Annotated in this window: 20 protein-coding genes and 1 tRNA gene; 8 read left to right on the top strand and 13 right to left on the bottom strand. The window is 53.1% G+C overall.

Features of this window, described 5'->3' with window-relative positions; genetic code table 11:
• Positions 1-79 precede the first annotated feature (79 nt).
• Positions 80-164 (bottom strand) — tRNA-Leu (locus LG301_RS08370).
• 452 nt (positions 165-616) lie between these two features.
• Between LG301_RS08370 and LG301_RS08365 the strand changes: the two genes are divergently transcribed.
• Positions 617-994 carry a ComF family protein gene (locus LG301_RS08365; RefSeq protein WP_404475047.1) on the top strand — a complete coding sequence of 126 codons (378 nt, stop codon included), beginning with the start codon at positions 617-619 and terminating at the stop codon, positions 992-994.
• Positions 995-1,026: 32 nt separating this feature from the next.
• Positions 1,027-2,001 (top strand): serine/threonine protein kinase, encoded by a 975-nt coding sequence (locus LG301_RS08360; RefSeq protein WP_404475045.1) that lies wholly within the window; start codon positions 1,027-1,029, stop codon positions 1,999-2,001.
• Positions 2,002-2,036: 35 nt separating this feature from the next.
• On the opposite strand, the gene LG301_RS08355 is transcribed toward LG301_RS08360, so the two are convergent.
• Complete coding sequence (locus LG301_RS08355) at positions 2,037-2,624, bottom strand: hypothetical protein (protein ID WP_404475043.1); 588 nt, start codon at positions 2,622-2,624, stop codon at positions 2,037-2,039.
• A gap of 338 nt (positions 2,625-2,962) precedes the next feature.
• Here LG301_RS08355 and folE point away from each other — a divergent pair, with 338 nt between their 5' ends.
• Positions 2,963-3,514, top strand: coding sequence for a GTP cyclohydrolase I FolE (folE, locus tag LG301_RS08350; RefSeq protein ID WP_404475041.1), 552 nt, complete (start codon positions 2,963-2,965; stop codon positions 3,512-3,514).
• Positions 3,515-3,667: 153 nt separating this feature from the next.
• Complete coding sequence (locus LG301_RS08345) at positions 3,668-5,125, top strand: NAD-dependent succinate-semialdehyde dehydrogenase (RefSeq protein WP_263068632.1); 1,458 nt, start codon at positions 3,668-3,670, stop codon at positions 5,123-5,125.
• Between the two features lie 154 nt (positions 5,126-5,279).
• Here LG301_RS08345 and purH read toward each other — a convergent pair whose 3' ends face one another.
• From purH to ppa, 8 genes are all read right to left on the bottom strand, one after another.
• Positions 5,280-6,878, bottom strand: a complete 1,599-nt coding sequence (gene purH / locus LG301_RS08340) for a bifunctional phosphoribosylaminoimidazolecarboxamide formyltransferase/IMP cyclohydrolase (RefSeq protein ID WP_404475039.1) — start codon at positions 6,876-6,878, stop codon at positions 5,280-5,282.
• Between the two features lie 50 nt (positions 6,879-6,928).
• Positions 6,929-7,252, bottom strand: a complete 324-nt coding sequence (gene fis / locus LG301_RS08335) for a DNA-binding transcriptional regulator Fis (RefSeq protein ID WP_404475037.1) — start codon at positions 7,250-7,252, stop codon at positions 6,929-6,931.
• Positions 7,249-8,289, bottom strand: a complete 1,041-nt coding sequence (gene dusB / locus LG301_RS08330; protein ID WP_404475035.1) for a tRNA dihydrouridine synthase DusB — start codon at positions 8,287-8,289, stop codon at positions 7,249-7,251. Before dusB ends, fis begins: the two co-directional genes overlap by 4 nt.
• A 98-nt stretch (positions 8,290-8,387) precedes the next feature.
• Positions 8,388-9,299 carry a 50S ribosomal protein L11 methyltransferase gene (gene prmA, locus LG301_RS08325; protein ID WP_404475033.1) on the bottom strand — a complete coding sequence of 304 codons (912 nt, stop codon included), beginning with the start codon at positions 9,297-9,299 and terminating at the stop codon, positions 8,388-8,390.
• 144 nt (positions 9,300-9,443) lie between these two features.
• Positions 9,444-10,784 (bottom strand): acetyl-CoA carboxylase biotin carboxylase subunit, encoded by a 1,341-nt coding sequence (gene accC / locus LG301_RS08320; protein ID WP_404475031.1) that lies wholly within the window; start codon positions 10,782-10,784, stop codon positions 9,444-9,446.
• Positions 10,785-10,814: 30 nt separating this feature from the next.
• Complete coding sequence (gene accB / locus LG301_RS08315; protein WP_404475209.1) at positions 10,815-11,276, bottom strand: acetyl-CoA carboxylase biotin carboxyl carrier protein; 462 nt, start codon at positions 11,274-11,276, stop codon at positions 10,815-10,817.
• Between the two features lie 314 nt (positions 11,277-11,590).
• Positions 11,591-13,441, bottom strand: a complete 1,851-nt coding sequence (gene dsbD, locus LG301_RS08310; RefSeq protein ID WP_404475030.1) for a protein-disulfide reductase DsbD — start codon at positions 13,439-13,441, stop codon at positions 11,591-11,593.
• Between the two features lie 203 nt (positions 13,442-13,644).
• Positions 13,645-14,175 (bottom strand): inorganic diphosphatase, encoded by a 531-nt coding sequence (gene ppa, locus LG301_RS08305; RefSeq protein WP_404475028.1) that lies wholly within the window; start codon positions 14,173-14,175, stop codon positions 13,645-13,647.
• 265 nt (positions 14,176-14,440) lie between these two features.
• Here ppa and LG301_RS08300 point away from each other — a divergent pair, with 265 nt between their 5' ends.
• Complete coding sequence (locus tag LG301_RS08300) at positions 14,441-16,156, top strand: protein kinase (RefSeq protein ID WP_404475026.1); 1,716 nt, start codon at positions 14,441-14,443, stop codon at positions 16,154-16,156.
• An 89-nt stretch (positions 16,157-16,245) separates the two neighbouring features.
• Here the strand turns inward: LG301_RS08300 and LG301_RS08295 are convergent, their stop codons facing one another.
• Entirely contained in the window at positions 16,246-17,505 is a 1,260-nt protein-coding gene (locus LG301_RS08295; protein WP_404475024.1) for a 6-phosphofructokinase, read from the bottom strand.
• A gap of 174 nt (positions 17,506-17,679) precedes the next feature.
• Positions 17,680-18,348, bottom strand: a complete 669-nt coding sequence (gene rnt / locus LG301_RS08290; RefSeq protein ID WP_404475022.1) for a ribonuclease T — start codon at positions 18,346-18,348, stop codon at positions 17,680-17,682.
• 221 nt (positions 18,349-18,569) lie between these two features.
• Here rnt and LG301_RS08285 point away from each other — a divergent pair, with 221 nt between their 5' ends.
• From LG301_RS08285 to LG301_RS08275, 3 genes are all read left to right on the top strand, one after another.
• On the top strand, positions 18,570-19,790 hold the full coding sequence (locus LG301_RS08285; RefSeq protein WP_404475020.1) for an argininosuccinate synthase: 1,221 nt from the start codon (positions 18,570-18,572) through the stop codon (positions 19,788-19,790).
• Positions 19,791-19,846: 56 nt separating this feature from the next.
• Complete coding sequence (locus tag LG301_RS08280) at positions 19,847-20,173, top strand: HlyU family transcriptional regulator (RefSeq protein ID WP_404475019.1); 327 nt, start codon at positions 19,847-19,849, stop codon at positions 20,171-20,173.
• Between the two features lie 82 nt (positions 20,174-20,255).
• Positions 20,256-21,386 (top strand): DUF294 nucleotidyltransferase-like domain-containing protein, encoded by a 1,131-nt coding sequence (locus tag LG301_RS08275; protein WP_404475017.1) that lies wholly within the window; start codon positions 20,256-20,258, stop codon positions 21,384-21,386.
• 70 nt (positions 21,387-21,456) lie between these two features.
• Here the strand turns inward: LG301_RS08275 and LG301_RS08270 are convergent, their stop codons facing one another.
• Positions 21,457-24,201, bottom strand: a complete 2,745-nt coding sequence (locus tag LG301_RS08270) for an ATP-binding protein (RefSeq protein ID WP_404475015.1) — start codon at positions 24,199-24,201, stop codon at positions 21,457-21,459.
• Between the last annotated feature and the right edge of the window lies 1 nt (position 24,202).

Here is a 24,202-nt window from a genome sequence, read left to right as displayed (position 1 = left end):
TCAGCAGCTTAGAAATGCTGGAGAGGTATATAGAAAGCAAAAAAAACGGCTAGCCGATGGCTAACCGTTTTTTTAAAATTGGTGCGGATGGGGAGACTCGAACTCCCACACCTTACGGCACTAGAACCTAAATCTAGCGTGTCTACCAATTCCACCACATCCGCTTGAAGACGAGGCATATACTAACAGCTTCTTTGTTAATGTCAATACTTTGAGTATTGTAGTAACGCACTAATCGGCGGGGCAGAGTATGCATCTGACGCAGTGGGTAATGAGTCGGTTTAATAGGGCAATGCTCAAGTCAACTGACTGGCTTCGTGCCGGATTGCCAGGCTATTGCGCGTTTTGCTTAGCCCCGGGGGTGTGCAGCAGTGGCTGGTGCAATGAATGTTTCTATGGCTTGCCTTGGAACAACGATGGTTGCCTGCGCTGTAAAGACCCGTTAACAAGTGCGTCGTTTCCACACCGTCACTCCCTATGCGGACATTGTATGGCAAGCCCTCCTGCGTATACAGTGACTGTAGCTGAGCTTTTATATCAGGGGCCGGTTATAGAGTTGCTCCATGACTTTAAGTTTAATGCATCTTCCCGTGCAGGCACCCTTATAGCGGAGCTGATGCTGACGCGTACCCCACCTGCGTTGGGTGACGCACTGCTGCCTGTGCCTATGTACCCCTCCCGTGCCCGGGAGCGGGGATTTAACCAGGCGCATTGGCTCGCTAGCCAGCTGGGGCGTCGATTAGAGCTGCCCGTTGTTAAAGCCGCCAGTACTCAGCATCTGCCTTCACAGCGCTCATTAAATCGCCGCCAGCGAATGGCCAACATGGTGGGCGCTTTTCGAGTGAGTTCAGCACTACCGGCACACGTTACGATTATTGACGATGTGGTCACAACAGGGGCGACTGGACACGCATTAGCCATTGCCGCGCTTGAGGCGGGTGCTGAACGGGTTGATATATGGGCGGCTGCCCGTACACCGCTAGATAAGAGTTGATAGAATGAGGCTCCCATTCCAAGGAGCGGCTTATGTCACATCCATTTAACGCACTATCGCCCGACACCGTTATGTCTGCCGCTGAGTCGATCGGTGTTTGGCCTGCTGGCGAGCCGTTTGCGCTTAACAGCTACGAAAACCGTGTGCTGATGTTTCGTGATGATGAAGGTGGCCGCTGGATAGTTAAGTTCTATCGCCCTGGACGTTGGAGTAATGAGGCAATCCAAGAAGAGCACGACTTTCTGCAAGAGCTGCACCAAGCAGATGTGCCGGTAATTGCACCATGGCGGGACAGCCAAGGCCGCTCGTTGCATGAATTTCAGCAGTTTCGGTTTGCTTTGTTTCCCCAGTGCGCAGGACAAGCACCTGAATTAGATAATCCCGCCCACCTTTTTGCTCTAGGAGAAGCGCTAGGTAGCCTGCATAACGTAGCGCGTAGAAAAGCCTTTCAATACCGGCGCCAGCTGCAGTTTGAGCGTGATATCAGTGAAGCAGAAACGTGTGTATTGGCGAGCCAGTGGCTCGATAAGCACCAGCGGCGCGCCTACCAGCAGGTAATTCAAAAAATACTTCGCCAGCCTGGGGGGAAGGCTATTGATGCCGCACCGATGATGCGGACTCATGGCGATTGCCATTTAGGGAATGTGCTGGGTAGAGATGAGGCATTCACGTTAGTTGATTTTGACGACTGTATTACAGCGCCTGCTATCCAAGACGTGTGGATGCTGCTTCCAGTAAACGACCCTAATAGCTGGCGCACACAACTAAGCGAATTTGTTGAGGGTTACGAGGAGACGCTGACCTTTCCACATCAGCAAATGGCTTTGATTGAGCCATTAAGGGCTTACCGTTTAATTCGCCATACTGCGTGGTTAGTCTCCCGATGGGATGACCCCGCTTTTCCCCGTGCATTTCCCTGGTTAGCAGAAAGCGGGTATTGGGATCAGCATATTCGCCAGCTAGAGCAGCAGTGTTTGCAGCTAGAAAAGCCGATTTGGCTGGCCTAACGAGCACATTTAGCGCGCACTAGGCCAGGCCGCTATTACTCTGCGGGAGCTGAAGGCGCGTTACTAGCCTCACTGGGAGAAGGACGGTCGCCGGGTGTCGGATTGGCGACGCCTTCACCATTTGTCTCACGGCGAGCAGCATTAATTTCTGCGGAGGGATTGTCTTGCGCAGAAATATCAACGCTTTCATCAAGCGTCAAGACAAACGAGTCACCAGGGCTAAGCGTGCATGCACCACTGTCACACGCTAAACCGTATTGACCGTCATCTGAATAAGCGCTGGCTTTGAACGCGCCAGAGTAAATAGCGCTCTCTGCTTCATCGGTTTCGATGCACGTTGCGTCTTGAGTTGTCATCCGGATACGGTTGCCGCTTAATTGAGCATTTGCGACGAGAACGCAGTATTCCGGCAGCTCATGAGTTGTACTGTCAGCGGGCGCGGGGTGCAGTAAAATATCCGCAATACGCGATTGCTCTTCGCTTAGGTGCAAGCTTTCGACCACCTCAACGCCAATGCTAGCGCCACCGGGCAAAGTCAGAGAGTTATCCGCTGCTTGAAGGGGGGCGGCCAACGCTGAACCGATGAGAGTGGTTAACCAAAAAGATGTTGATTTAAGTGACATGTAGAGTGCTCTCGAAATTTGACGCTGCGGTTAAAGCAAAATAGGGATTTATCATAGCACAGCTCAAATAGACACGAACGGGGGAGCGCGGCACTCTGCCACAGTGAGGCTAGGTACGGTAAAATAACGGGACTTGCAGCTTTTAGTTGTACAAATGTTTTTCAGGGTATATTTTCTGTATAGATTGGCGCAACGGCGAATTGCGCAGTTTGTTACTGTTTGTTTGATGAAGTTGTTTACGAGCATTAGGTTGCAGCTAATAAATAGTGCGCATTAAGAAAAGCGGACGCTGTTCTAGCGTTTTAAAGTGCGCATACACAGTTTAGAAGAGGTTTAACATGACTGATGATATCGCCCAGTATTACCGAGAAATCATTACTGCTTTAGGGGAAAACCCAGAGCGTGAAGGGCTGCGTGATACGCCTAAGCGAGCAGCTAAGGCCATGCAGTTTTTAACGGCAGGATACCGTCAGTCGCTAGACGAAATTGTCAATGGCGCGGTGTTTGAATCTCAAACCGATGAGATGGTGCTCATCAAAGATATCGAACTCTACTCAATGTGTGAGCACCATTTGTTGCCCTTCATTGGTAAGTGCCATATTGCTTACCTCCCTGACGGCAAGGTGCTTGGGCTTTCTAAATTTGCTCGAATCGTGGATATGTTTGCAAGGCGTATGCAAATTCAAGAAAACCTTACCCGTGAAATCGCAGAAACCGTGCAGCAAGTGACTCAGGCAAGAGGGGTTGCTGTGGTTATCGAGGCACGCCACTTGTGCATGATGATGCGAGGTGTTGAGAAACAGAATTCGAGCATGACATCTTCTGTAATGCTGGGCGGTTTTCGCGCTAATCAGGCCACTCGCCAAGAGTTTCTAACCTTGATTAACTAAAGACGCTGCTGCTGCGCTCTAAGCAGGCTTTTTTGAATATTTTTTGCCACGCGCCTCTGCATTGTTGCCAAACACTTGGTCAAATGCTGTTTTTCGTCTTAGCATGAAGGGGTTTATGTGCCTGCGAGGCCATCATCTGGTCAGGAGTCTGTCATGGAAGCGCTGAAAGAGACAAAGCTGTATTGCCCGTTTGCCTATATCGACGGCAGCTGGGTAGCCGCAGATAGTGGTGAACAGATCAATGTTATCAATCCAGCAACCGGCGAGCCGGTTGGCGATATTCCGCGATTAGGCAGGGCCGAAACAGAGCGTGCCATTGATGCAGCAGATGCAGCATTGCCTGCCTGGCGGTCATTAACTGCTCAAGAGCGTGCTGATTTATTACTCAAGTGGCACGATTTAATGCTCGAGCACCAGCATGATTTAGCACTGCTGATGACGTATGAGCAGGGTAAGCCAGTCAAAGAAGCTGAGGGTGAGATTGCTTACGCCGCTAGTTTTCTGCGCTGGTTCGCTGAAGAAGCAAGACGTGTCTATGGTGAAACCATCCCGGCTGCAAAGGCCAGCCAACGGATTGTGGTCACCAAGCAGCCGGTAGGTGTCGTGGGTGCTATTACGCCTTGGAATTTTCCGGCGGCGATGATTACCCGTAAAGCAGGGGCTGCTTTGGCTGCTGGCTGCACCATCGTAGTGAAACCGGCCAGTCAGACCCCGTTTTCGGCGACTGCGCTAGCGCTTCTCGCTGAGCGAGCGGGTATTCCTCGTGGGGTTTTCAACGTAGTGCCGGGTAATGCGTCTGAAATAGCTAAAGCGCTGACGCAGTCGCCTAAAGTGCGCAAAATAACCTTCACGGGATCGACTGAGGTTGGGCGTAAGTTGATGGCCCAGGCGGCCGAGCATGTGCAAAAAATATCGCTAGAACTGGGTGGTAACGCGCCATTTATTGTTTTTGAAGATGCTGACCTTGACGCTGCAGTTGAGGGGGCGATGGCCGCTAAGTTTCGCAATGCTGGTCAAACGTGTGTGTGTACCAACCGCTTTCTGGTGCAGTCCAGCGTGATTAATGCCTTTTGCGAAAAGCTTGCGGTGGCAATGAACAGCGAGCTGCACGTAGGTGATGGCACTAAGTCTGGCGTGAATATTGGTCCATTGATTGACGAAAATGCCGTCAAAAAAGTCAGTGAGCACGTGCAAGATGCGGTTGATAATGGCGCGGAACTGCTGCTGGGCGGTCACCCCCACCCGTTGGGTGGCAACTTCTTCACGCCCACACTGATCAGCTTTGCGACCGATAAAATGAAAGTGGCCCATGAAGAGACATTTGGCCCACTAGCGGCCGTCTTCCCTTTCGATGATGAAGAAACAGCCATCGAGATGGCAAATGATACGCAATATGGCTTGGCATCCTACTTCTACTCTCGCGACCTAGCGCGCGTATGGCGGGTTTCAGAAGCGCTTGAGTATGGCATGGTAGGTGTTAATACGGGGCTGATTTCCAATGCCGCCGCCCCCTTCGGGGGGGTAAAAGCCTCTGGCCTTGGCCGCGAGGGTGGACACCAAGGCTTGGAAGAGTATTTGGAAACCAAATATCTTTGTATTGATATTGGTTAGGTGAACGAGCGTGTTCACCTGTTTATGATGTAAATAAAAACCCTCATTGGTTCATTCCAATGAGGGTTTTTTTCGGGTTAATAATGCGATTGGCGCTTAGCCGCAGGCTAGCATGTTGGATAGTGCTAAATGCTAGCCTGCAATCTGCGGGTATTTAGTGGCGGAAGTGGCGCATTCCTGTAAATACCATCGCAATACCAGCCTCATTCGCTGCGTCGATCACTTCCTGGTCGCGCATTGACCCCCCCGGCTGAATGACAGCGGTAATGCCTGCTTCAGCGGCGGCGTCAATGCCATCGCGGAAGGGGAAGAAAGCGTCAGACGCCATGACCGAGCCAGGAACCGAAAGCCCTTCATCGGCGGCTTTGATGCCCGCAATTTTAGCTGAGTAAACGCGGCTCATCTGACCTGCGCCCACGCCAATGGTCTGCTCGGCTTTGGCGTAGACGATGGCATTAGATTTGACGAATTTAGCCACCCGCCATGCAAAGGCGAGGTCTCGCAGTTCTTCCTCAGAAGGAGCGCGCTTGCTCACCACGGTAAGCTCATCTTCAGTGACCATACCCTGGTCGCGATCTTGTACCAGAAGGCCACCATTGACACGTTTGAAATCAAGCCCAGCCTGTGCGGTGCCCGGCCAATGAGCGCTTACATCCAGAAGGCGAACGTTCTGCTTCTCCGCTACGATGGTGGCCGCCTCATCGCTGACACCAGGAGCGATAATGACTTCAACAAACTGGCGGTCGATGATGGCGCGTGCGGTCTCGGCATCTAGCGGTACATTGAAGGCAATAATACCGCCAAAGGCACTGGTCGGGTCGGTAGTAAATGCTTTGTCGTAGGCTTCCAGGGCCGATGTGCCGACGGCCACGCCGCAAGGGTTGGCGTGTTTGACGATAACGCAGGCAGTGTTGTTGAACGCCTTTACGCACTCAAAGGCAGCATCGGTATCGGCCACGTTATTGAAAGAGAGCGGCTTGCCTTGCAGCGTCTTGGCTGTGGCAACGCTGGGTTCGCTTGCGGTTGGGTCAACGTAAAATGCCGCTTGCTGGTGGGGGTTTTCTCCATAGCGCATATCCTGCTTTTTATGTAACTGCAGGTTGAAGGTGCGGGCGAAGGAAGCGTCTTCACTGCGGACTTTGCGGCCCAGGTAGTCGGCGATTGCTCCATCATAGCCTGCTGTGTGCTCAAACGCTTTTACGGCAAGGTCAAAGCGGGTTTCAGCGCTTACCTGGCCATTGTGGCGCGTGAGTTCACCTAGAACGCGCGCATAATCATCTGCATTTACCACAATAGTGGTAAATGCATGATTTTTGGCACAGGCGCGCACCATGGTGGGGCCACCGATATCAATATTTTCGATAGCGTCTTCAAGCGTGCAGTCAGGGTTGGCTACGGTGGCGGCAAAGGGGTATAGGTTAACTACGACCATGTCGATCGGCGTAATATCGTTCTCAGCCATCACCGCATCGTCTTGCCCGCGACGGGCAAGAATGCCGCCGTGAATCTTGGGATGTAGCGTCTTAACCCGGCCATCCATAATTTCAGGAAAGCCAGTATGTTCAGAAACTTCTATAACCGGGATGTTGTTGTCTTGTAGTAGACGAAACGTACCGCCTGTAGAAAGTAGCTCCACGCCGTGTTGGTTCAAGCCGCGCGCAAATTCAACAATACCGGTTTTATCAGAGACGCTTAGTAGGGCGCGGCGAACGGGAGTTACGTTGTTATCAGCTTTAAGAGTGCTATCAGCCATGAGAATGCTCGTGTTCAGGGTCGTGAGTTAAAAACTAATAACGCCCCGGGTTAGGGGGCGTCACCTTCAATGAGTCCGTACTGTTTTAGCTTCTTGCGGAGCGTGCCGCGATTTAAACCCAGTACATCGGCGGCGCGGGTTTGGTTGCCGTCCGTATGCTCCATGACACAGGCAAGAAGCGGCGCCTCCACTTCGGCCATCACCATGGCATAGAGGTCAGTTGCCTGGCTGCCATCGAGATGCTCGAAGTAACGACGCATAGCCGTTTCGACAGCCTCTCTTAAGGGTTGAGGTGGCGTCGTGGTAGCAGGGTCTGCCAGCGTACCGGAAAGGTGAGTAGAAAATTCGCTGGAGAGCAGGTCGCGTTCGGTCATGCAGCATGGCTTCCTTTGGCTAGCAGACGCTCTACAGCGTCATGCGTCATGGCATTATTAATCCACTCAAACTGCGAATCAGGCGAGCTAAGCGCATTAAACTGTTGTTTTAGCGTGCGGCGTTGATGGTCCGAAAAACGCTGATCATCGTTGATGTACCAGCCGACATGCTTACGTGCGATGCGAACGCCCATGGTTGTGCCATAAAACGAGTGCAGTTCGCCCACGTGTTCGGTAAGTACGTGACGACGTTCGCTCAGGCTCGGGGAGGCGAGCCTCTCCCCGTGGGCTAAGTAATGGCTAATTTCTTGAAATATCCACGGATTGCCCTGAGCGCCGCGGCCTATCATGACGGCATCTGCGCCGGTGTAACGGAGTACGTCATGGGCCTTTTCCGGGCTGTCGATATCGCCATTGGCGAATACGGGTATCGAGAGGTGCGATTTAATGTCCGCAATCGTGTCGTACTCCGCCCAACCAGTATAGCGCTGCTCTCGGTGGCGTCCATGTACCGCTAGCGCCTGTATGCCAGCCGACTCGGCCAGTTGAGCGATGCGCAGCCCATTGTTTGATTCAGCGCACCAGCCCGTACGAATTTTAAGCGTGACCGGAATATCTACCGCAGCCACCACGGTTTCTAATATCTCGGCCACTAGCCCTTCATCACGCATGAGCGCAGAGCCCGCCGCTTTGTTGCAGACTTTTTTCGCTGGACAGCCCATGTTGATATCAATCACCTGCGCGCCCAATTCAGCGTTTAGCCGCGCCGCATTGGCAAGCATCTCAGCATCGCCACCGGCAATCTGCACCACACGCGGGGAGGGTTCACCTTGGTGGTCCATTCGCAGCTGAGATTTACGGGTATGCCACAGTGATGGGTCAGAGGTGACCATCTCACCCACTACCCAGCCAGCACCAAGCCGTCGGCAAAGCTGCCGAAAAGGGCGGTCGGTGACGCCAGCCATGGGCGCCAGTATTACCTGATTAGGCAACTGATAAGGCCCAATCTTAGGGGGTTGAGTCGTCAGTAGAGTCATAGTGCTGCGCTGTGGGTCTGCATGAAATCGACGGGTAGGCGTTTCAAGGGGGCGTATGATACGCCTACTCGGCGATGGGGTGAAGGCCGTAAACGTGATTAAGCCGGTCGCCTTCCGGATAAACGTACCCAACCTTCACGAAGTGTCGGCTCTTCCATGATGAGTCCTTGAGCTTGGTAGGCTTCTAGCACGTCGTTGGCTTGGTTAGCTAAAATGCCGGATAAGGCAAGCTGCCCGCCTGGGGCGACGTGGCCAGCAATCATGGGAGATAGCTCAACCAGGGGGCCCGCCAGAATATTAGCGGTCACCACGGGGTAGGGGCCGCTTGTCAGCTGTTCGGGGTAGTAAAGTGCCAGTTGCTCGTCATTAATGTGGTTGCGTTCGGCGTTATCTCGGCTCGCTTGCAGGGCTTGGGGGTCGATATCTGTACCATCAGCATGCAAGGCGCCTAACTTTAGCGCTGCAATGGCAAGTATTCCTGAGCCACAGCCGACATCCAGCACTTCTTTTCCTTGCAACTGCCCGGCAACGGCTAGGCTGTCCAGCCACTCCAGGCAAAGGGCTGTTGTGGGGTGAGTGCCGGTGCCAAACGCGAGGCCGGGGTCGAGAATGAGGTTAACGGCGTCGGCTTCCGGTGGTTCATGCCAGCTAGGCACAATCCAGAGTCGCTCGCCCATGCGTAGGGGAGTGAAGTCGTCCATCCACTCTCTTTCCCAGTCTCGGTCAGCGAGCAGCTCATATTCGATAGTAGGGCAAGGTTCGCTGGGCAATTGCTCAGCCCAGGCGGCTTCAATCCGTCCTAGCATTTCATGAATGCCTTCAAGGTCGTCGTATAAGCCGGTGAGTATCGTATCTTGCCATAGCGGCGTCGTGCCTCGCTCTGGCTCGAAGACAGGATCGTCGTGGGCATCTTGTAGACCGATGGCGGTGGCACCTTCGGCGAGCAGCAGCTCTTCGAGCAGATCCGCTTGCTCGGGGGCAACGTGAGCTTTGAGTTGAAGCCAGGGCATGGGGATCTCCGCTTTTTTAATTACATAGCAGTACATTGGGAACGCTAGGATTGCTAAAGACAGCAACGGGGTGGCTGTCGCCACCCCGTTTAGCCATACCTACCTAGTGTGACTGGTTCAGAGCGTCACGATGACTGGGCTCTGTTAGCTGCTGAGCTTCTTCTCAAGGTAGTGGATATTGACGCCGCCTTGACGGAAGTAGCTGTCACGGACGAGGTCTTTTTGCAGGTCGATATTGGTTTTAATACCTTCTACCAATAGTTCGTCGAGTGCATTACGCATCCGCGTCAAGGCGATTTCGCGATCCTCTCCCCACGTAATCAGTTTACCGATAAGTGAATCGTAGTGGGGGGGCACGGTGTAGCCGGTGTAGAGATGCGAGTCCATACGTACGCCGAGACCGCCGGGCGAGTGAAACAGCGTTACCTTACCCGGTGAGGGCATAAACGTGCGTGAATCTTCAGCGTTAATCCGGCACTCAAAGGAGTGGCCATTAAGTTTTACATCTTCCTGACGAATCGAGAGAGGCAGGCCAGAGGCGATGCGCAGCTGCTCTTTAACGATGTCTACGCCAGTCACCATCTCGGTCACAGGGTGCTCTACCTGAACACGGGTGTTCATTTCGATAAAGAAGTACTCGCCATTCTCATACAAGAATTCGAAGGTGCCTGCGCCACGATAATTAATCTTGATGCACGCTTGGCGACACGCTTCCAACACTTGAGCACGGGCCTCAGGGTCAAGGCCAGGTGCGGGGGCTTCTTCCAGTACTTTTTGGTGACGGCGCTGTAGCGAGCAGTCGCGGTCATACAAATGAATGGCATTGCCCTGGCCATCAGCAAGCACTTGGACTTCGACGTGGCGCGGTTTTTCAAGGAATTTTTCCATGTAAACCGTGCCATCACCAAAAGCGGCGTGTGCTTCTGTGCGGGTTACCGTAATGGCTGATAGCAAGTGGCCTTCAGTATGCACTACGCGCATGCCACGACCGCCACCACCGGAAGCCGCTTTAATGATCACCGGATAGCCGATTCGGCGTGCCGTGGCTAAATTGGTAGCGTCATCATCACCTAAGGGGCCGTCTGAGCCGGGTACGGTAGGAACGCCTGCTTCCTTCATCGACTGAATAGCGCTGACCTTGTCACCCATTAGTCGAATCGTTTCAGCACGGGGGCCAATAAAGGTAAAGCCGGAGCGTTCTACCTGTTCAGCAAAGTTGGCGTTTTCTGACAGAAAACCATAACCAGGATGAATGGCCGTGGAGTCAGTCACCTCGGCGGCGCTGATCAACGCCGGAATGTTTAAGTAAGATTGCGCTGACGATGCCGGCCCGATACATACGGCTTCATCTGCTAAGCGAACGTGCATTAGTTCACGGTCAGCTTTGGAGTGTACCGCTACGGTTTTAATGCCCAGTTCTTTACAGGCCCGTAGGATACGGAGGGCAATCTCGCCGCGGTTCGCGATAAGTACCTTGTCCAGCATGGGAGAATCCACCCGTGTTGATATGAAAGATTAAGCGATGACGATCATAGGCTGATCGAATTCCACCGGCTCGCCATCTTCCACTAGGATGGCTTCAACCACGCCGTCGCGGTCGGCTTCGATTTGGTTCATCATTTTCATCGCTTCAATGATGCATACCGTATCGCCTTGCTTCACAGTGTCGCCCACTTCAACGAAGGCTTTCGCGCCCGGTGCCGGGCTACGGTAAAACGTACCCACCATGGGGGAGTGAACGGCTTCACCGCGATAGCTGGATTCTTGGGGCTCAGCCGTAGCAGGAGCAGGATTTGCAGCAGGCGCTTGCTGATAGGGGGCTTGCGGGGCGTATTGAGGCATTGGCTGGGGCTGCCAGGTTGCCCCATTCGGATGGCGGCTAATACGGACGGACTCTTCGCCTTCTTGAATTTCAATTTCGCTGATGTTGGACTCTTCGAGTAACTCAATCAACTTCTTAACTTTACGAATATCCATATAGTGGCCCCAGTCGGAGTTAAAGGTTTCTACAGGGTAGGCAAGCAAAAACGAGTTGCCTATGCCATGACGCTTAAAAGAGCGCAGTAAACCAGAGTTAAAAATGAAAAGAACGCTGCACGATGGCGAACGTTACCCTTTGCTCAGCCGTAAAAAATGCATTTTTAGCTAATATGGGTGCGGAGTGTGCCGAAAAAGTGTGAGCATGTCCAGCAGTGGGCGAGACATGCTCGTTATTAAGAAATTAAACAACTGTTTGACGACGATCGCGACACAACCACCTAAAAGGCGCGCTTAAAGGACTGCTTTCGTGCCTAGCCTTGCTGCCAACGCTTAAACGACGACAGGTGTTGTGCAAGCTGCTCAGCGGTAACTTCGCCCTGGATGCGCGCATCACGAATTTCTTCACCCTCGGAAAAAAACAGCAGGCTAGGTGGGCCAAATAGATTGAAGTTATTTAGCAGCTCTCGGCTTTGCGTGTCGGTGCTGGTCACATCGACCGCTATCAGCTGAAAATCGTTCAATGCGGCGCTGACATCGGGGTGGGGATACACTTCACGCTCCATTAGCTTGCAGGATATACACCATTCAGCAGTAAAGTGAACGAAGGCAGGGCGCTGATTGCGCGCAGCTTGCGCTAAGGCCATTTCCAGGTCGCTAAGCGAGTCTACTTCTTGAAAAGAGAGGGCTTGGGTCATGGCCTCGGTTTGTCCACCTGAAACCGTCAGCGGACGCAGCGGGTTACTGCCACCCTGTGCTGCACCAAATACCAAAGCAATGCCCCAGGCAAGCAGTAAAAGACCTAATGTTTGGCGCGCCCGAGGCCAGCCGAGGGGTTGGTTAGTATTTAACGCGCCCAGCACGAGTGCGCTGCCAATGGCCAGCGCAGCCCAGAGTAAAAGGGCTACTGATGGCGCCACTAAGCGCTCAACCATCCAGATGGCGACACCTAGCATCAACAAACCAAAGGCAATTTTAATACCGTTCATCCATGCGCCGGTACGGGGAAGTAACGTTGTTCCAAACGTGCCGACTAGTAGTAATGGCACGCCCATACCTAGTCCCAGCGCGAATAAAACGGCGCCTCCCATCATGGCGTCGCCGGTGGAGGAGATAAATACCAGGGCGCCGGCTAGCGGTGCGGTCACGCAAGGAGAGACGACCAGCACCGAGAGCGCGCCTGCCAGCGCTAACCCGGCAGGGCCGCTCTGCTGCGCGCGGGCTTGCCAAGCATCTACCCGGCTAGCTATGCGTGGGGAAACGTTCAAATTAAACGCGCCAAACATGGCAAGTGCGAATAGCGTAAACAGCAGGGCGAACGTGATAAGTACCGGCGCAGACTGCAAATGGGCTTGCAGATTCAGCCCAGCGCCAAACAAGCCCATCAAGATGCCGACGACGGCGTAGGTGGAGGCCATGCCCAGCACATAGCTGGCCGATAGGGCGAACGCACGGGGCTTGGTGGGATTTTGTCCAACGACAATGGAGGACAAAATAGGGATCATTGGCAGTACGCAAGGCGTAAAAGTAAGCCCAATACCGGCGAGGAAAAAGAGGCCAAGCGCCAGTGGTAGGCTAGCCTCGCTGATGAGTGCGCTAAAACGGCTGTCCTGACTCTGTGGAGCGCTAACGCTTGAACCACCGACGCTGCTCTGTTCTGCCGGTGCACTTGATTGTGCAGGAGAGTCTGCCTCCCAGTTAACAAATCTGGCGGGTGGTGATGTTTCGCTGGCTTCCAGGGTAATACGTTCAGGCGGGTAGCACAGGCCGGCGTCCGCACAGCCTTGAAAGGTTAGCTCAATATCGAGAGGGCCGCTGTGGGCCTCAGAAAAGGGCGCTTCAAACACCATGCTGTCGCGAAAAATGTAAACATCGCCCATAAACTCATCGTTGGTAAAGGTGCCTTGGGGGATGATGGGTTGTTCTAAAGTAACGCGATCGTGCTCACTAATGACCGCAAGTTGATGGCGATAAAGATAGTACTCATCAGCAATATCGATACCGATGAAAAGCGTCTCGCCGTTATGCCAAGCTGTTGGCTGAAACGCCTCTAAAACAGGTAAAAAATCGCTTTGATTGTTAGAGGCGGAAAACCACTGAGCCTGCGCCAGAACTGGGAGCCAGCAAAGCAATAAAAGCAGGCTGAAACGTTTGATGGGTAACACGATGTATCCTTGTGCAGGTTAACGGGTGCATGAACTGAGCAGAAGCATATCGCACCTCTCAGTGCTAGCGTAGCTGCTGCGGTGTCGTGACGCGGTGCTTCATGCTGCGTTAATCATCAAGCGTGTTGTCCTAAACAAAATCGGCTATCAACGTAAAAAGGCTGCCCGTAGGGGCAGCCTTTTCAGACTCATTAACCCAGCCTTTAGGCTTTTTGGTAGGCCGCTGCAGATTTTTCAATTGCTTTGCGAGCAGCTTCAACGCCTTCCCAAGACTCTACTTTGACCCATTTGCCTTTTTCGAGGTCTTTGTAGTTCTCGAAAAAGTGTGCGATCTGCTGGCGCAGCAGTTCAGGAAGGTCGGTGACTTCGTGAACATCATCATATAGCGTGCTTAGTTTAGGGTGCGGCACACAGACAAGTTTGGCGTCTTCACCGGCTTCATCCGTCATGTTCAAAATGCCTACCGGACGCGCGCGGATAATACTACCTGGCGCTACCGGGTGCGGTGTTACAACCAGCGCGTCTAACGGATCACCGTCATCAGCTAAGGTGTGAGGAATAAAACCGTAGTTGGCCGGATAAAACATGGGGGTAGCCATGAAACGGTCAACGAGAAGGGCGCCCATGTCTTTATCGATTTCATATTTAATCGGCGCATGGTTGGCAGGAATTTCAATGGCCACGTAAAGGTCGTTGGGCAGATCTTTTCCAGCGGGGATATTATCGAAGTTCATCGTTGGTTCCTTGGCTTATGTAGTGCAGTGACTAAGCAGTAGGTGCATTGATGCATTGCATTAATGGCGAAGAATTATACGAAGATGGCTGCTGGATTACCAATGCGACATAGGTGTGTGCAATCGATACATCTCACTGGTGGCCTAAAGGTGGCTGTTTTTATGGGGGTAGCGACGTTTGGCGGGCATCGTTTCGTACCGCCAGCGTGTATCATAAGCGCTAGCTGTGGGGATTCCCATTAAGAGGTAAGCCTAGGAGGATGAGTTGGCGCACGCCCAGTTGCTAATCAGTTACGGACAAGCCTTTGTTGCCCCGGATAGGCGCCAACACCGTAGTTCTATGTCGGTGCGGCTGCCCGAAAAACCTCTTTTGAATGTGAAAGGTGTCTGCGCGGTGATCAGTGACTCTATCTCACGAAACACCATGGCGAAGCAGGCTGGCGATTTAAGCGTGCGTGGCTTTTTAGCCGACTACTACTCGACCCCGGATCACTGGGATACTAAAACGTCGGCAACACGCGTGCTTCGGGCCTTAAATGGCTGGTGTTACAGTCAAAGCCAGCATGTAAAAGAGGGCAGTTTTGTCTCTTCACTATCTGCGATCGTGTTTCGAGGGCGGGAAGCAGAACTGTTCCATATGGGCGATACGCTAGTGTTTCGATTGCGTGGTGCTGAGTTTGAACAGCTGACACGTGACCACGTAACCGATATAGGCGGCTATCGCTACCCATCGCGAGCGCTGGGAATGGATGGAAGCGTGGATATCGACTATACCCAGCTGGCATTGAAGCAGGGCGATCTTTTTGTATTCACTACCCAGGGCGTTAGGGGAACGCTACTGCCTTCTGACTACGTACGTTTAATTCGTCAGGATGCCAGTGATTTAGATGCTGCCTGTGAGCGTCTCGCTAATGAAGCAAAACAGCGTGCCCAGGAGAGAGGCTACGGAGGCGACCAGTTCTGTTTTCAGCTGGTGCGCATTGATGAGTTGCCGGAAGAGGCGAATGATCACCCTGGGCAAATGTATGGAGATTTGCCCATACCGCCTGAGTTGTCGGTAGGCGAGCGTCTCGATGGTTTTGAAGTCCAGGAAGTGCTCTCGCGTAATGCACAATCCCGTGTCTACCGCGTGCGTGACCTTCATTCAGAACGTGACATGGTAATGAAAGCGCCAAGTCCAGAGCTGTCTCTACGTAACGCCTACTTGGAGCACTTTTTACTCCAGCAGTGGGTGGTGGAGCGGGTGAAGTCGCCCTTCGTGGTGAAGGTGGTTGAATCCTCCCGCCCGCGCCGCTATCTGTACTATCTTATGCAGTATATCGAAAGTGAAACGCTACGAGAGTGGGCGGAACGGCATCCTCAGGCGAGCTTAGTGCAGCGTTTAGATATTGCTAACCAGTTGGGTAAAGCGGTGCAAGCGTTGCACCACCGTGACATTATCCATCAGCAAATCACCCCGGATAATATTTTGATCGACACCCACGGCAAGCTGATTTTGGCTGATTTTAGCGCTTGCCACATGCGTGATGTCGACGGGCATCGCCACTCGGGGGAGCTGCTGCGCCAAATTGGTTTTAATGAACATACGGCCCCAGAGTATGCCCTGGGGGATAGTATTGGGCGCCGCAGCGACCAATACTCGTTGGCTTCAACGGTGTACTGGCTGTTGACCGGTGCACTTCCCTATGTGCTAACGCCTAACCGCCTGCGCAGCCATACCGATCTGGAAGAACTGAGCTACCGCAGTGCGCGCACCACAAATCCTGAAATCACCTCTGACCTTGACGAGGCGCTACGTAGAGCATTGGACCCACAGCGTGCGCTGCGTTTTAGACGAATGTCAGAGTTTCTGCATGCATTACGAGTCCCCCTGGGGCGTCAGCCAGTTAAACAGGAAGTTCGCCAAGAGCCCCGACGCTTTTGGCAAGGCGTCGCAGGCATCCTGCTGCTGTTGCTCGTGCTGTCGTGGTTGCTAAGGTAAGTTGCTTTTAAAAAGCGCTAAGCATGCAAAAGGGGCGATGCTTTTACGGCATCGCCCCTTTTTACATGCTCGTCACAAACCGAAAGTGCTTACAGTGTGAAAGCAGGCAATTTTTGTTCCACTTTCGCCAGCTTTAATTTAGCTACCTTGGGCAGACCATTTTCAAAGGGAGGAAAGTCTTCCCCTTGAATCAGTGGTGATAAGTAATCGCGGCAAGCTTGGGTAATCGCAAAGCCATTTTCACTGATGTAGTCCCGCGGCATAAATTTCTCCTGGTTGGCGATTTGGGCCAAGGGAGCAGAAATAACATCCCACTGGTAGGGCTCCTGAGAGATGCGGCGAATAGCCGGCATCATGGAGTTTTTGCCCGCCAGCGCCAAGGTAACGGCCTCACGACCCACTGCATACGCCTGATCGACGTCCGTTTTAGAAGCAAGGTGGCGTGCCGCGCGTTGCAGGTAGTCTGCCACTGCCCAGTGATACTTATAGCCCAAATCTTGCTTAATCATTCCAGCCAGCGTAGGGGCAACGCCGCCCAGTTGGCGGTGGCCAAACGCATCGGTGTTGCCCGCATCGGCCAGGAAAGTACCGTCGGCATAGCGAGCGCCTTCCGAGACCACAATGACGCAATAACCATACTTGGTGACGCTCTCTTCTACCCGCTTCATGACGGCGCTGCGGTCAAACGCAATTTCGGGGAAGATAATCAGGTGGGGTGGCTCGCCTTCACCCGCGCCTGCCAAGCCGCCTGCAGCGGCGATCCAACCTGCGTGACGCCCCATGACCTCAAGTACAAACACTTTTGTAGACGTTGCGCACATGGACGCGACGTCCAGCGAAGCTTCCTGAGTAGAAGTGGCGATATATTTAGCGACGCTGCCAAAGCCGGGGCTGTTATCAGTAATCGGCAGATCGTTATCCACTGTTTTAGGAACGTGGATCGCTGTTAGCGGGTAACCTAGCTTTTCAGATAGCTGCGAGACTTTTAAGCAGGTATCAGCGCTATCGCCACCGCCGTTATAGAAAAAATAACGAATATCATGCGCTTTAAAAACTTCAATCAAGCGCTCGTACTGCGTGCGATGGGTGTCGATATCCTTCAGTTTGTAGCGGCATGAGCCAAACGCGCCGCCAGGCGTGTGGCGTAGGGCGGCAATGGCTTCATCGCTTTCTTGCGACACATCGATGAGGTCTTCCGTTAGGGCGCCGATAATGCCGTTATGACCGGCGTACACCTTACCAATCTGCTCCGGGGCCTGCCGGCATGCTTCGATAACGCCGCAGGCGCTGGCATTGATGACGGCGGTAACGCCACCAGATTGGGCGTAAAAGGCATTATGCTGAGCCATGGAAACGTCTCATCTCCTAAAAACAGATAATTTAAGCGCGCTTAAGGCGTGCTTGATGACTAACAACTAAAAGCAGGTGGGCTTTGCAAAAAAAAGCATTTTGGCTTTTCTTGGCTAGCCCATCGCAAACAGTGCAAAGTTTAGCGTAAAGCGGCAGCGGCTGCATTAGGCGGACTAGTCGCCTATATCCAACTCTTGCTCTTGCTGAGCTAGCCGCCAGCCGCCTAAATCTTTGTAGCGGTTCACCATGGCGCAGAAAAGCTCAGCGGTGCGTTCGGTGTCATAGCGAGCAGAGTGGGCGGCTTTGTTATCAAAATCGATACCTGCTGCACGACACGCGCGGGCAAGTACGGTTTGTCCATATACAAAGCCCGCCAGTGTTGCCGTGTCAAAACTTGAGAACGGATGAAACGGGTTTCGCTTTACATCACAGCGATTAGCCGCCGCATTTAAAAAGCTGTGATCAAAAGCCGCGTTGTGGCCCACCAAAATGGCACGTGAGCAGCCGTGGGCTTTAATGGATTTTCGAATGGGGCGAAAAAGCTCCCCCAATGCTTCTGACTCCGTAAGCGCCACTTGACGGCGCAGCGGGTCGTCCAGATTAATGCCGGTAAAGTCCAACGCAGACTGTTCAACGTTCGCCCCTTCAAAGGGGTGGATATGATAGGCATACGTGGCATCGGGCAATAAATTACCCTCTGAGTCCATGGTGAGCGTAACGGCTGCAATCTCAAGTACGGCGTCGTTTTGGGCATTGAACCCACCCGTTTCTAAATCAATGACAACCGGCAGGTAACTGCGAAAACGTTGGGCCATTAATTCGCGGGCAATTGCCTCGCTCATGCAGCTCTCCTTAGTAAAGCGAGTAATCGGATAGGGTGTGCAGCAAGCCACCGCAATGAATGGTGTGATTCTAGCAGCTTTACCCCCAAGGCGTCGTTGACGGTATTCGCTGAGCATTGAGAGCGCTATACTAATAGATTGTGGTAACTGGTTTGTGTTAGCACATAGCGTGCCGCGCTATATTTTTTGGTGAACTGCTTTCCCTACACAAGGAGTCAAGAATGTCCGATGTCAAAAAGGTTGTGCTGGCGTATTCAGGCGGCCTGGACACATCCGTAATCGTTAAGTGGTTGCAAGAGACCTACAACTGCGAGGTAGTGACCTTTACAGCCGACATCGGTCAGGGGGAGGAAGTTGAACCCGCCCGTGCTAAAGCGCAAGCGCTGGGTGTGAAAGAGATCTACATCGAAGACCTCCGTGAAGAATTCGTGCGGGACTATGTTTTCCCAATGTTCCGCGCCAATACCATCTATGAAGGCGAGTACCTGCTGGGTACCTCCATTGCTCGCCCGCTGATTGCCAAGCGCCTGATCGAAATTGCCAATGAAACCGGTGCCGATGCTATTTCACACGGCGCTACGGGCAAAGGTAACGACCAAGTCCGTTTTGAGCTGGGCGGTTACGCGCTAAAACCGGGTGTTAAAGTCATTGCGCCTTGGCGCGAGTGGGATCTCACTTCTCGCGAGAAGCTGATGGCCTACTGCGAAGAGCACAACATTCCGGTCGATTTTTCTAATAAGAAGAAAAAATCGCCATACTCTATGGATGCCAACCTGCTGCATATCTCTTACGAGGGCGGCATTTTGGAAGACCCCTGGGCCGAAGCAGAAGAAGATATGTGGCGCTGGAGCGTTTCCCCTGAAGCCGCCCCGGAACAGCCCACCTACGTGGAGCTTACCTTTGAGAAAGGTGACATCGTTGCCATCGATGGTGAAGCGCATAAGCCCCACGAAGTACTGGAAAAACTTAACAAGCTTGGTGGTGACAACGGTATCGGTCGTTTAGATATCGTCGAAAACCGCTATGTAGGCATGAAGTCTCGCGGCTGCTACGAAACGCCAGGGGGCACGATTATGCTGCGCGCCCACCGTGCCATTGAGTCGCTGACCCTTGACCGTGAAGAAGCACATCTGAAAGATCAGCTGATGCCGAAATATGCAGAAGTCATTTACAACGGCTACTGGTGGAGCCCAGAGCGCCGCATGCTACAAGCTGCCATTGACGAAACGCAGAAAAACGTTTGTGGTGTCGTACGCATGAAGCTTTACAAAGGCAACGCCATTGTGGTTGGCCGTAAGTCGGAGCAGTCGCTGTTTGATGAGTCCATCGCCACGTTTGAAGACGATGCGGGTGCTTATAATCAGAAAGATGCAGAAGGCTTTATCAAGCTAAATGCGCTGCGCTTGCGTATTGCCGCGGGTAAAGGGCGTCAGCAGAGTTAATTAGGCGTTAAGCGGCCAGCGCGCAGCTGGCCGTTTTTATTGCAGGGGAACCACTTATGCTAAAAAAACTACTTTCAGGTCTTTTTGGAAGCGGTAGTCAGGGGGTTGCAGAGAGCGCTACCAAAGCGGCCGACCCGGTCGAGTACAAAGAGTATTTAATCGTTTCACAGCCCGATAACCAAAGCGGCCAATATCGAGTAAGCGGTTGGATTCGTAAGCTAGATAGCGAGGGTGTTACCCAAGAACATCGGTTTGAACGATCTGATATGCTGCCTGGGCGAGAAGCCTGCGATGCGATGATGGTCACTAAAGCGCAGCGCTATATTGATGAAGTAGGCGATGCCATGTTTGCTCCCGACCCTCGGCGTGAAGGGCAAGTTTGAGAACCCGAAAACATCGCTATTAAAAACAACGCTACTATGTGTTGCAATGACAACAGCCACTCATTAAGCCAAGGAGAGGCGAATGCGTTTTGTGTATCAGGCCTCACCATGGCGCTCCATAATAAACAAAAGTGGCCAGTTTGATCCTCTCGCTTTCACCACGCCGTTAGAAAGCATTGTTTCCCGACTTTTTGTTCCACATCTAACACTGGCGGATTCCTACGCTAGCCAACTTCGACTAGTGGAAGCCTTGGCGCGCTATGACATACCCGCATGGCGTATCAGTCAAGTGCTCAGCGACCACAATGCGTGGCTCTACCAACAAGCGATAGCGCTCTCACTAAACGAAATGCGTGCCCAGGGCTGGGGTGCCCCCCCCGTGGATTATTGTGTAGTGATGCTCGGCTCGGCGGCGCGGTATGAAAGCCTGCTCGGCCCGGATCAAGATAATGCGCTAATCATTGATGATTACCCTGATGAACGTCACGTTGAAATTGACGGCTACTTTCAAGCCCTTGGCGAGCGGTTTACCCAGCGCTTGGATGAGGCGGGAATACCGCTGTGTCGTGGGCACGTTATGGCCCGCTGGCCGATGTGGCGGAAACGGCTAAGCGAGTGGCGCTTGCAACTGGAAATATGGAGTGCGGATCGGCGCGTTAAGCGGGTGCAGCAAACCAATATTTTGCTTGATTTTACGCCTGTGGCAGGCAATTCGGCGCTTGCTGGACAATTGGCGGATATTGTCTCAACAACGTTGCCTCAAGCCTCGCTATTTATGGATGAAATGGCATTGCTGCTTGATGAGTTGCCGGTTGCTTTAGACCGGCTTGGCCGCATTGCATCTAGCCCACGCTTAGAGGCGCCTCATCGTTACGCGATTAACCTGAAACATCAGGGGTTACTGCCACTCATTAGTGCTCTGCGTTTATTATGCTTGCGGCATAAGCGGCATGAAATAGGTACCCGAGAGCGCTTGATGGCGCTGAGTCATGAGGCGGATGGAGTGAGTTTAGACCAAGCGGATCTGCTGATCGCTGCGTTTGAGCGTTTTCAGCAGTGCCTGCTGGAGCAACAGCGTTACAACAAATCACGTGGTCAGGCGGCAGATGGCTGGGTTGATCTTCGCCGCCTGCGTGAAGATGAAGCGTTGCTGTTGAAGTTTGATCTACAGCAGGTTAAAGCCTTTGTGCAGAGTGTCAGAGGCCAGCGTTGAGCCGCGTGCAAATCATCTATTCGCTGCGATGAGGCTGAGACGCTGCGTTATCAGCATTGCTTCATGGACGCTATTTGCCATCGTCCTCATCCGGGGCCGCGGGCAATTCTAATGTTAAACAGGCGCCGCCTAGCTGTTTAGCATCTTCTACCCATAGCCGACCACCGAGATGAGCAATGATGCCTCGGCTAATAGGTAAGCCTAAGCCGCTGCCTTTGGGTCTACCTTTAGGAAGTTCGTCATCTTGTTGTATTTGGTGGAATTTCTCAAATACTCGTTCTCGCTCTTCGATGCCAATACCCGGCCCGTTATCCTCAACACTTAAGCGGAAATGTCGGCGGTGGTGGTAGAGTGCCAAGCGTACCTTGGGTTGCTGACGGTCGGCGAATTTACCCGCATTATCTAACAGGTTAATAATCACCTGCTCTAAACGGTCGTGGTCGCCAATCACCATGGCGGGGTCTGCCTCAATCGCAACGTCTAACGCGATGCCGTGCTCTTCATGCAGATGAGCAATCGCGCTGATGCTGTGTCGTGCAAGTGCAGCCAGATCAAGAGGCTCTGGATTGAGCGTTAAGCGGCCACTTTCCAAGCGGGCTAAGTCTAATATCTCCTCAATCAAACGGGATAACCGCTGGCTCTCATGCACGATGACACCCAAGAAGTGCTTGCGTTTCTCATCAGGTAGCTGGCCGCTATCCCGCAGAATTTCAGCAAAAGCGCGAATAGACGTTAACGGTGTACGCAGCTCGTGGCTGACCATGGCGACGAACTCATCTTTAAGGCGATCCAGTTCGCGTAGCCGCTCGTTCGCATTACGAAGCTCTTCGCCAATTTGCGCTAACTCTTGGGACTTTTGCTCAAGCCGGCGGTTGTACTCGATGGTTTGAGAGGTGGTATCTAAGATGCTCAAAATGGCTTCGATATCCAGCGCTTCACCGCGTACTACCGAGTTAATCAAAACTCGTGCTGATGCGCTGCCCAGCGCACCCGCCAGCGCCTGCTCTGCGCGGGTAATTAACTCAGGCGGGGCAGTGTCATCAGGCACGAAGGGGTGGGGGCTGCCACTGCGTCGGAATACTCGCTGCGTGGTTTGCTCGCCTAAATAGCGCACCAACAACTCTTTCAAAGCACCTTGCGTCGTTTTCCCATGCCATAGTGAGGTGGTTTGTAAATTAGGATGCATGGCCTCGGTAAACAGCGCAGCCTGGGTTTGTTCTAGAGGAGAGGGGCGGGTAAATAGCGAAACGCCGACCAGAAGCCCTACGTTGGCGAGCATGCTCCACAGCAAGGAGTGGCTATAAATATCCCAGTTTTCTAACCCAAACAGTTCATAGGGAATCAGCCAGGCAATACCCCAGGGCCCCTCGGTGATTAACGTAGCGCTTAGCCAGCCAGACTGGGCAAAGCCGGGCAGTAAAAGGGTGTAGCACCAGACGAGAAAGCCTGCAATTAAGCCAAGGGTAGCCCCTTGGCGAGTGGCACCCCGCCAGTAAAGACCAATAAGCAAGGCGGGAGCAAACTGAGCGGCGCCTGCAAAAGAGACCAGACCAATGGTCACTAAGCTGTAGGAGTCGCCAATCAGCGCATGGTAGAGGTACCCCAGTAGTAGGATAAGCACAATGGCGATACGTCGTATGCCTAATAGCCAGCCGGCCAGCTCGCCTTTTGTACTTAGATGCAGCCGCTTAGAGCGGAGCAGTAGCGGCATCACTAGCTGGTTGCTCACCATGGTGGAGAGCGCAATAGTTTCCACGATGACCATGCCTGTAGCGGCAGAAAGCCCACCAATGAATACCAGCAGCGGCAAGCCCTCTAGCCCGGCGGAAAGCGGAAGGGTCAGTACAAAACTGTCTGGATCACCCGCGCTGACGCCCAAGAGTAAACCTGCCAGGGCAATGGGAATAACAAATAGGTTAATCAACAGCATATAAAGGGGGAATAGCCAGCTGGCTCGCGTTAGGTGCTGCTCATCGACATTTTCTACGACCAAGACCTGGAACTGTCGCGGCAGGGTTAAGAACGCTAGGAAGGCGAGGGCTAGCATACCGACCCAGCCAGTAGCACCTCCTGGGACGCTCTCTAAGCTCATGCTGTCAATCAGGGCGGGGGTGGCGGCCACTTCGGCAAAGAGCGCTGCGGGTCCTTCAAACATAACGAATACGACAAAGATGCCAACAGCCATAAACGCCACCAGCTTCACCAGTGACTCTAACGCAATAGCAGCCACCATGCCCTCGTGTCGCTCGCTGGCATCTAAGTGGCGGGTGCCAAATAGAATAATAAAAACAGCTAATACCAACGCGACCCAAAGCGACTTGTCCATCCAAAACCGCTCATCCACCAGGGTGGTATCGGCGGTGTGAGGGTAGTTGATCAAAACTGCATGGCTAACGGTGATGGCTTTTAACTGCAAGGCTATGTAAGGCGTGATACTGATCAGCGCCATAAGGGCTACAAGTGCGCCAAGAGTAGAGTTTTTTCCGTAGCGTGCGCTGATAAAGTCCGCAATGGAGGTGATTCGCTGCCGTGCCGCAATGCGCACCATTTTGCGAATGACCGAGGGGGCCAACAGCATGGCCAGGGTAGGGCCAAGGTAGATCAATAAGAAGCTGGGGCCGTGCTCTGCTGCACGCCCCACGCTGCCGTAAAAAGTCCAGGCCGTGCAGTATACCGCGATAGAGAGCGCATAAACGGTTGGCGAGCCAATCAGTGAGCGCCCCTGTTCGGCTCGCCGATCGCCCCAGGCGGCTACCACAAAGAGTAGCGCTAAGTAGCCAAAGGCGGTGCCGAGAATAATAGGGTCTGTACGCATG

Origin of the sequence: Vreelandella venusta, from assembly GCF_044809155.1 — a bacterium.
Lineage (GTDB): Bacteria > Pseudomonadota > Gammaproteobacteria > Pseudomonadales > Halomonadaceae > Vreelandella > Vreelandella venusta_B.
The sequence above is the reverse complement of the archived record's forward strand: the minus strand, read 5'-3'. Positions and strand labels throughout refer to the sequence as shown.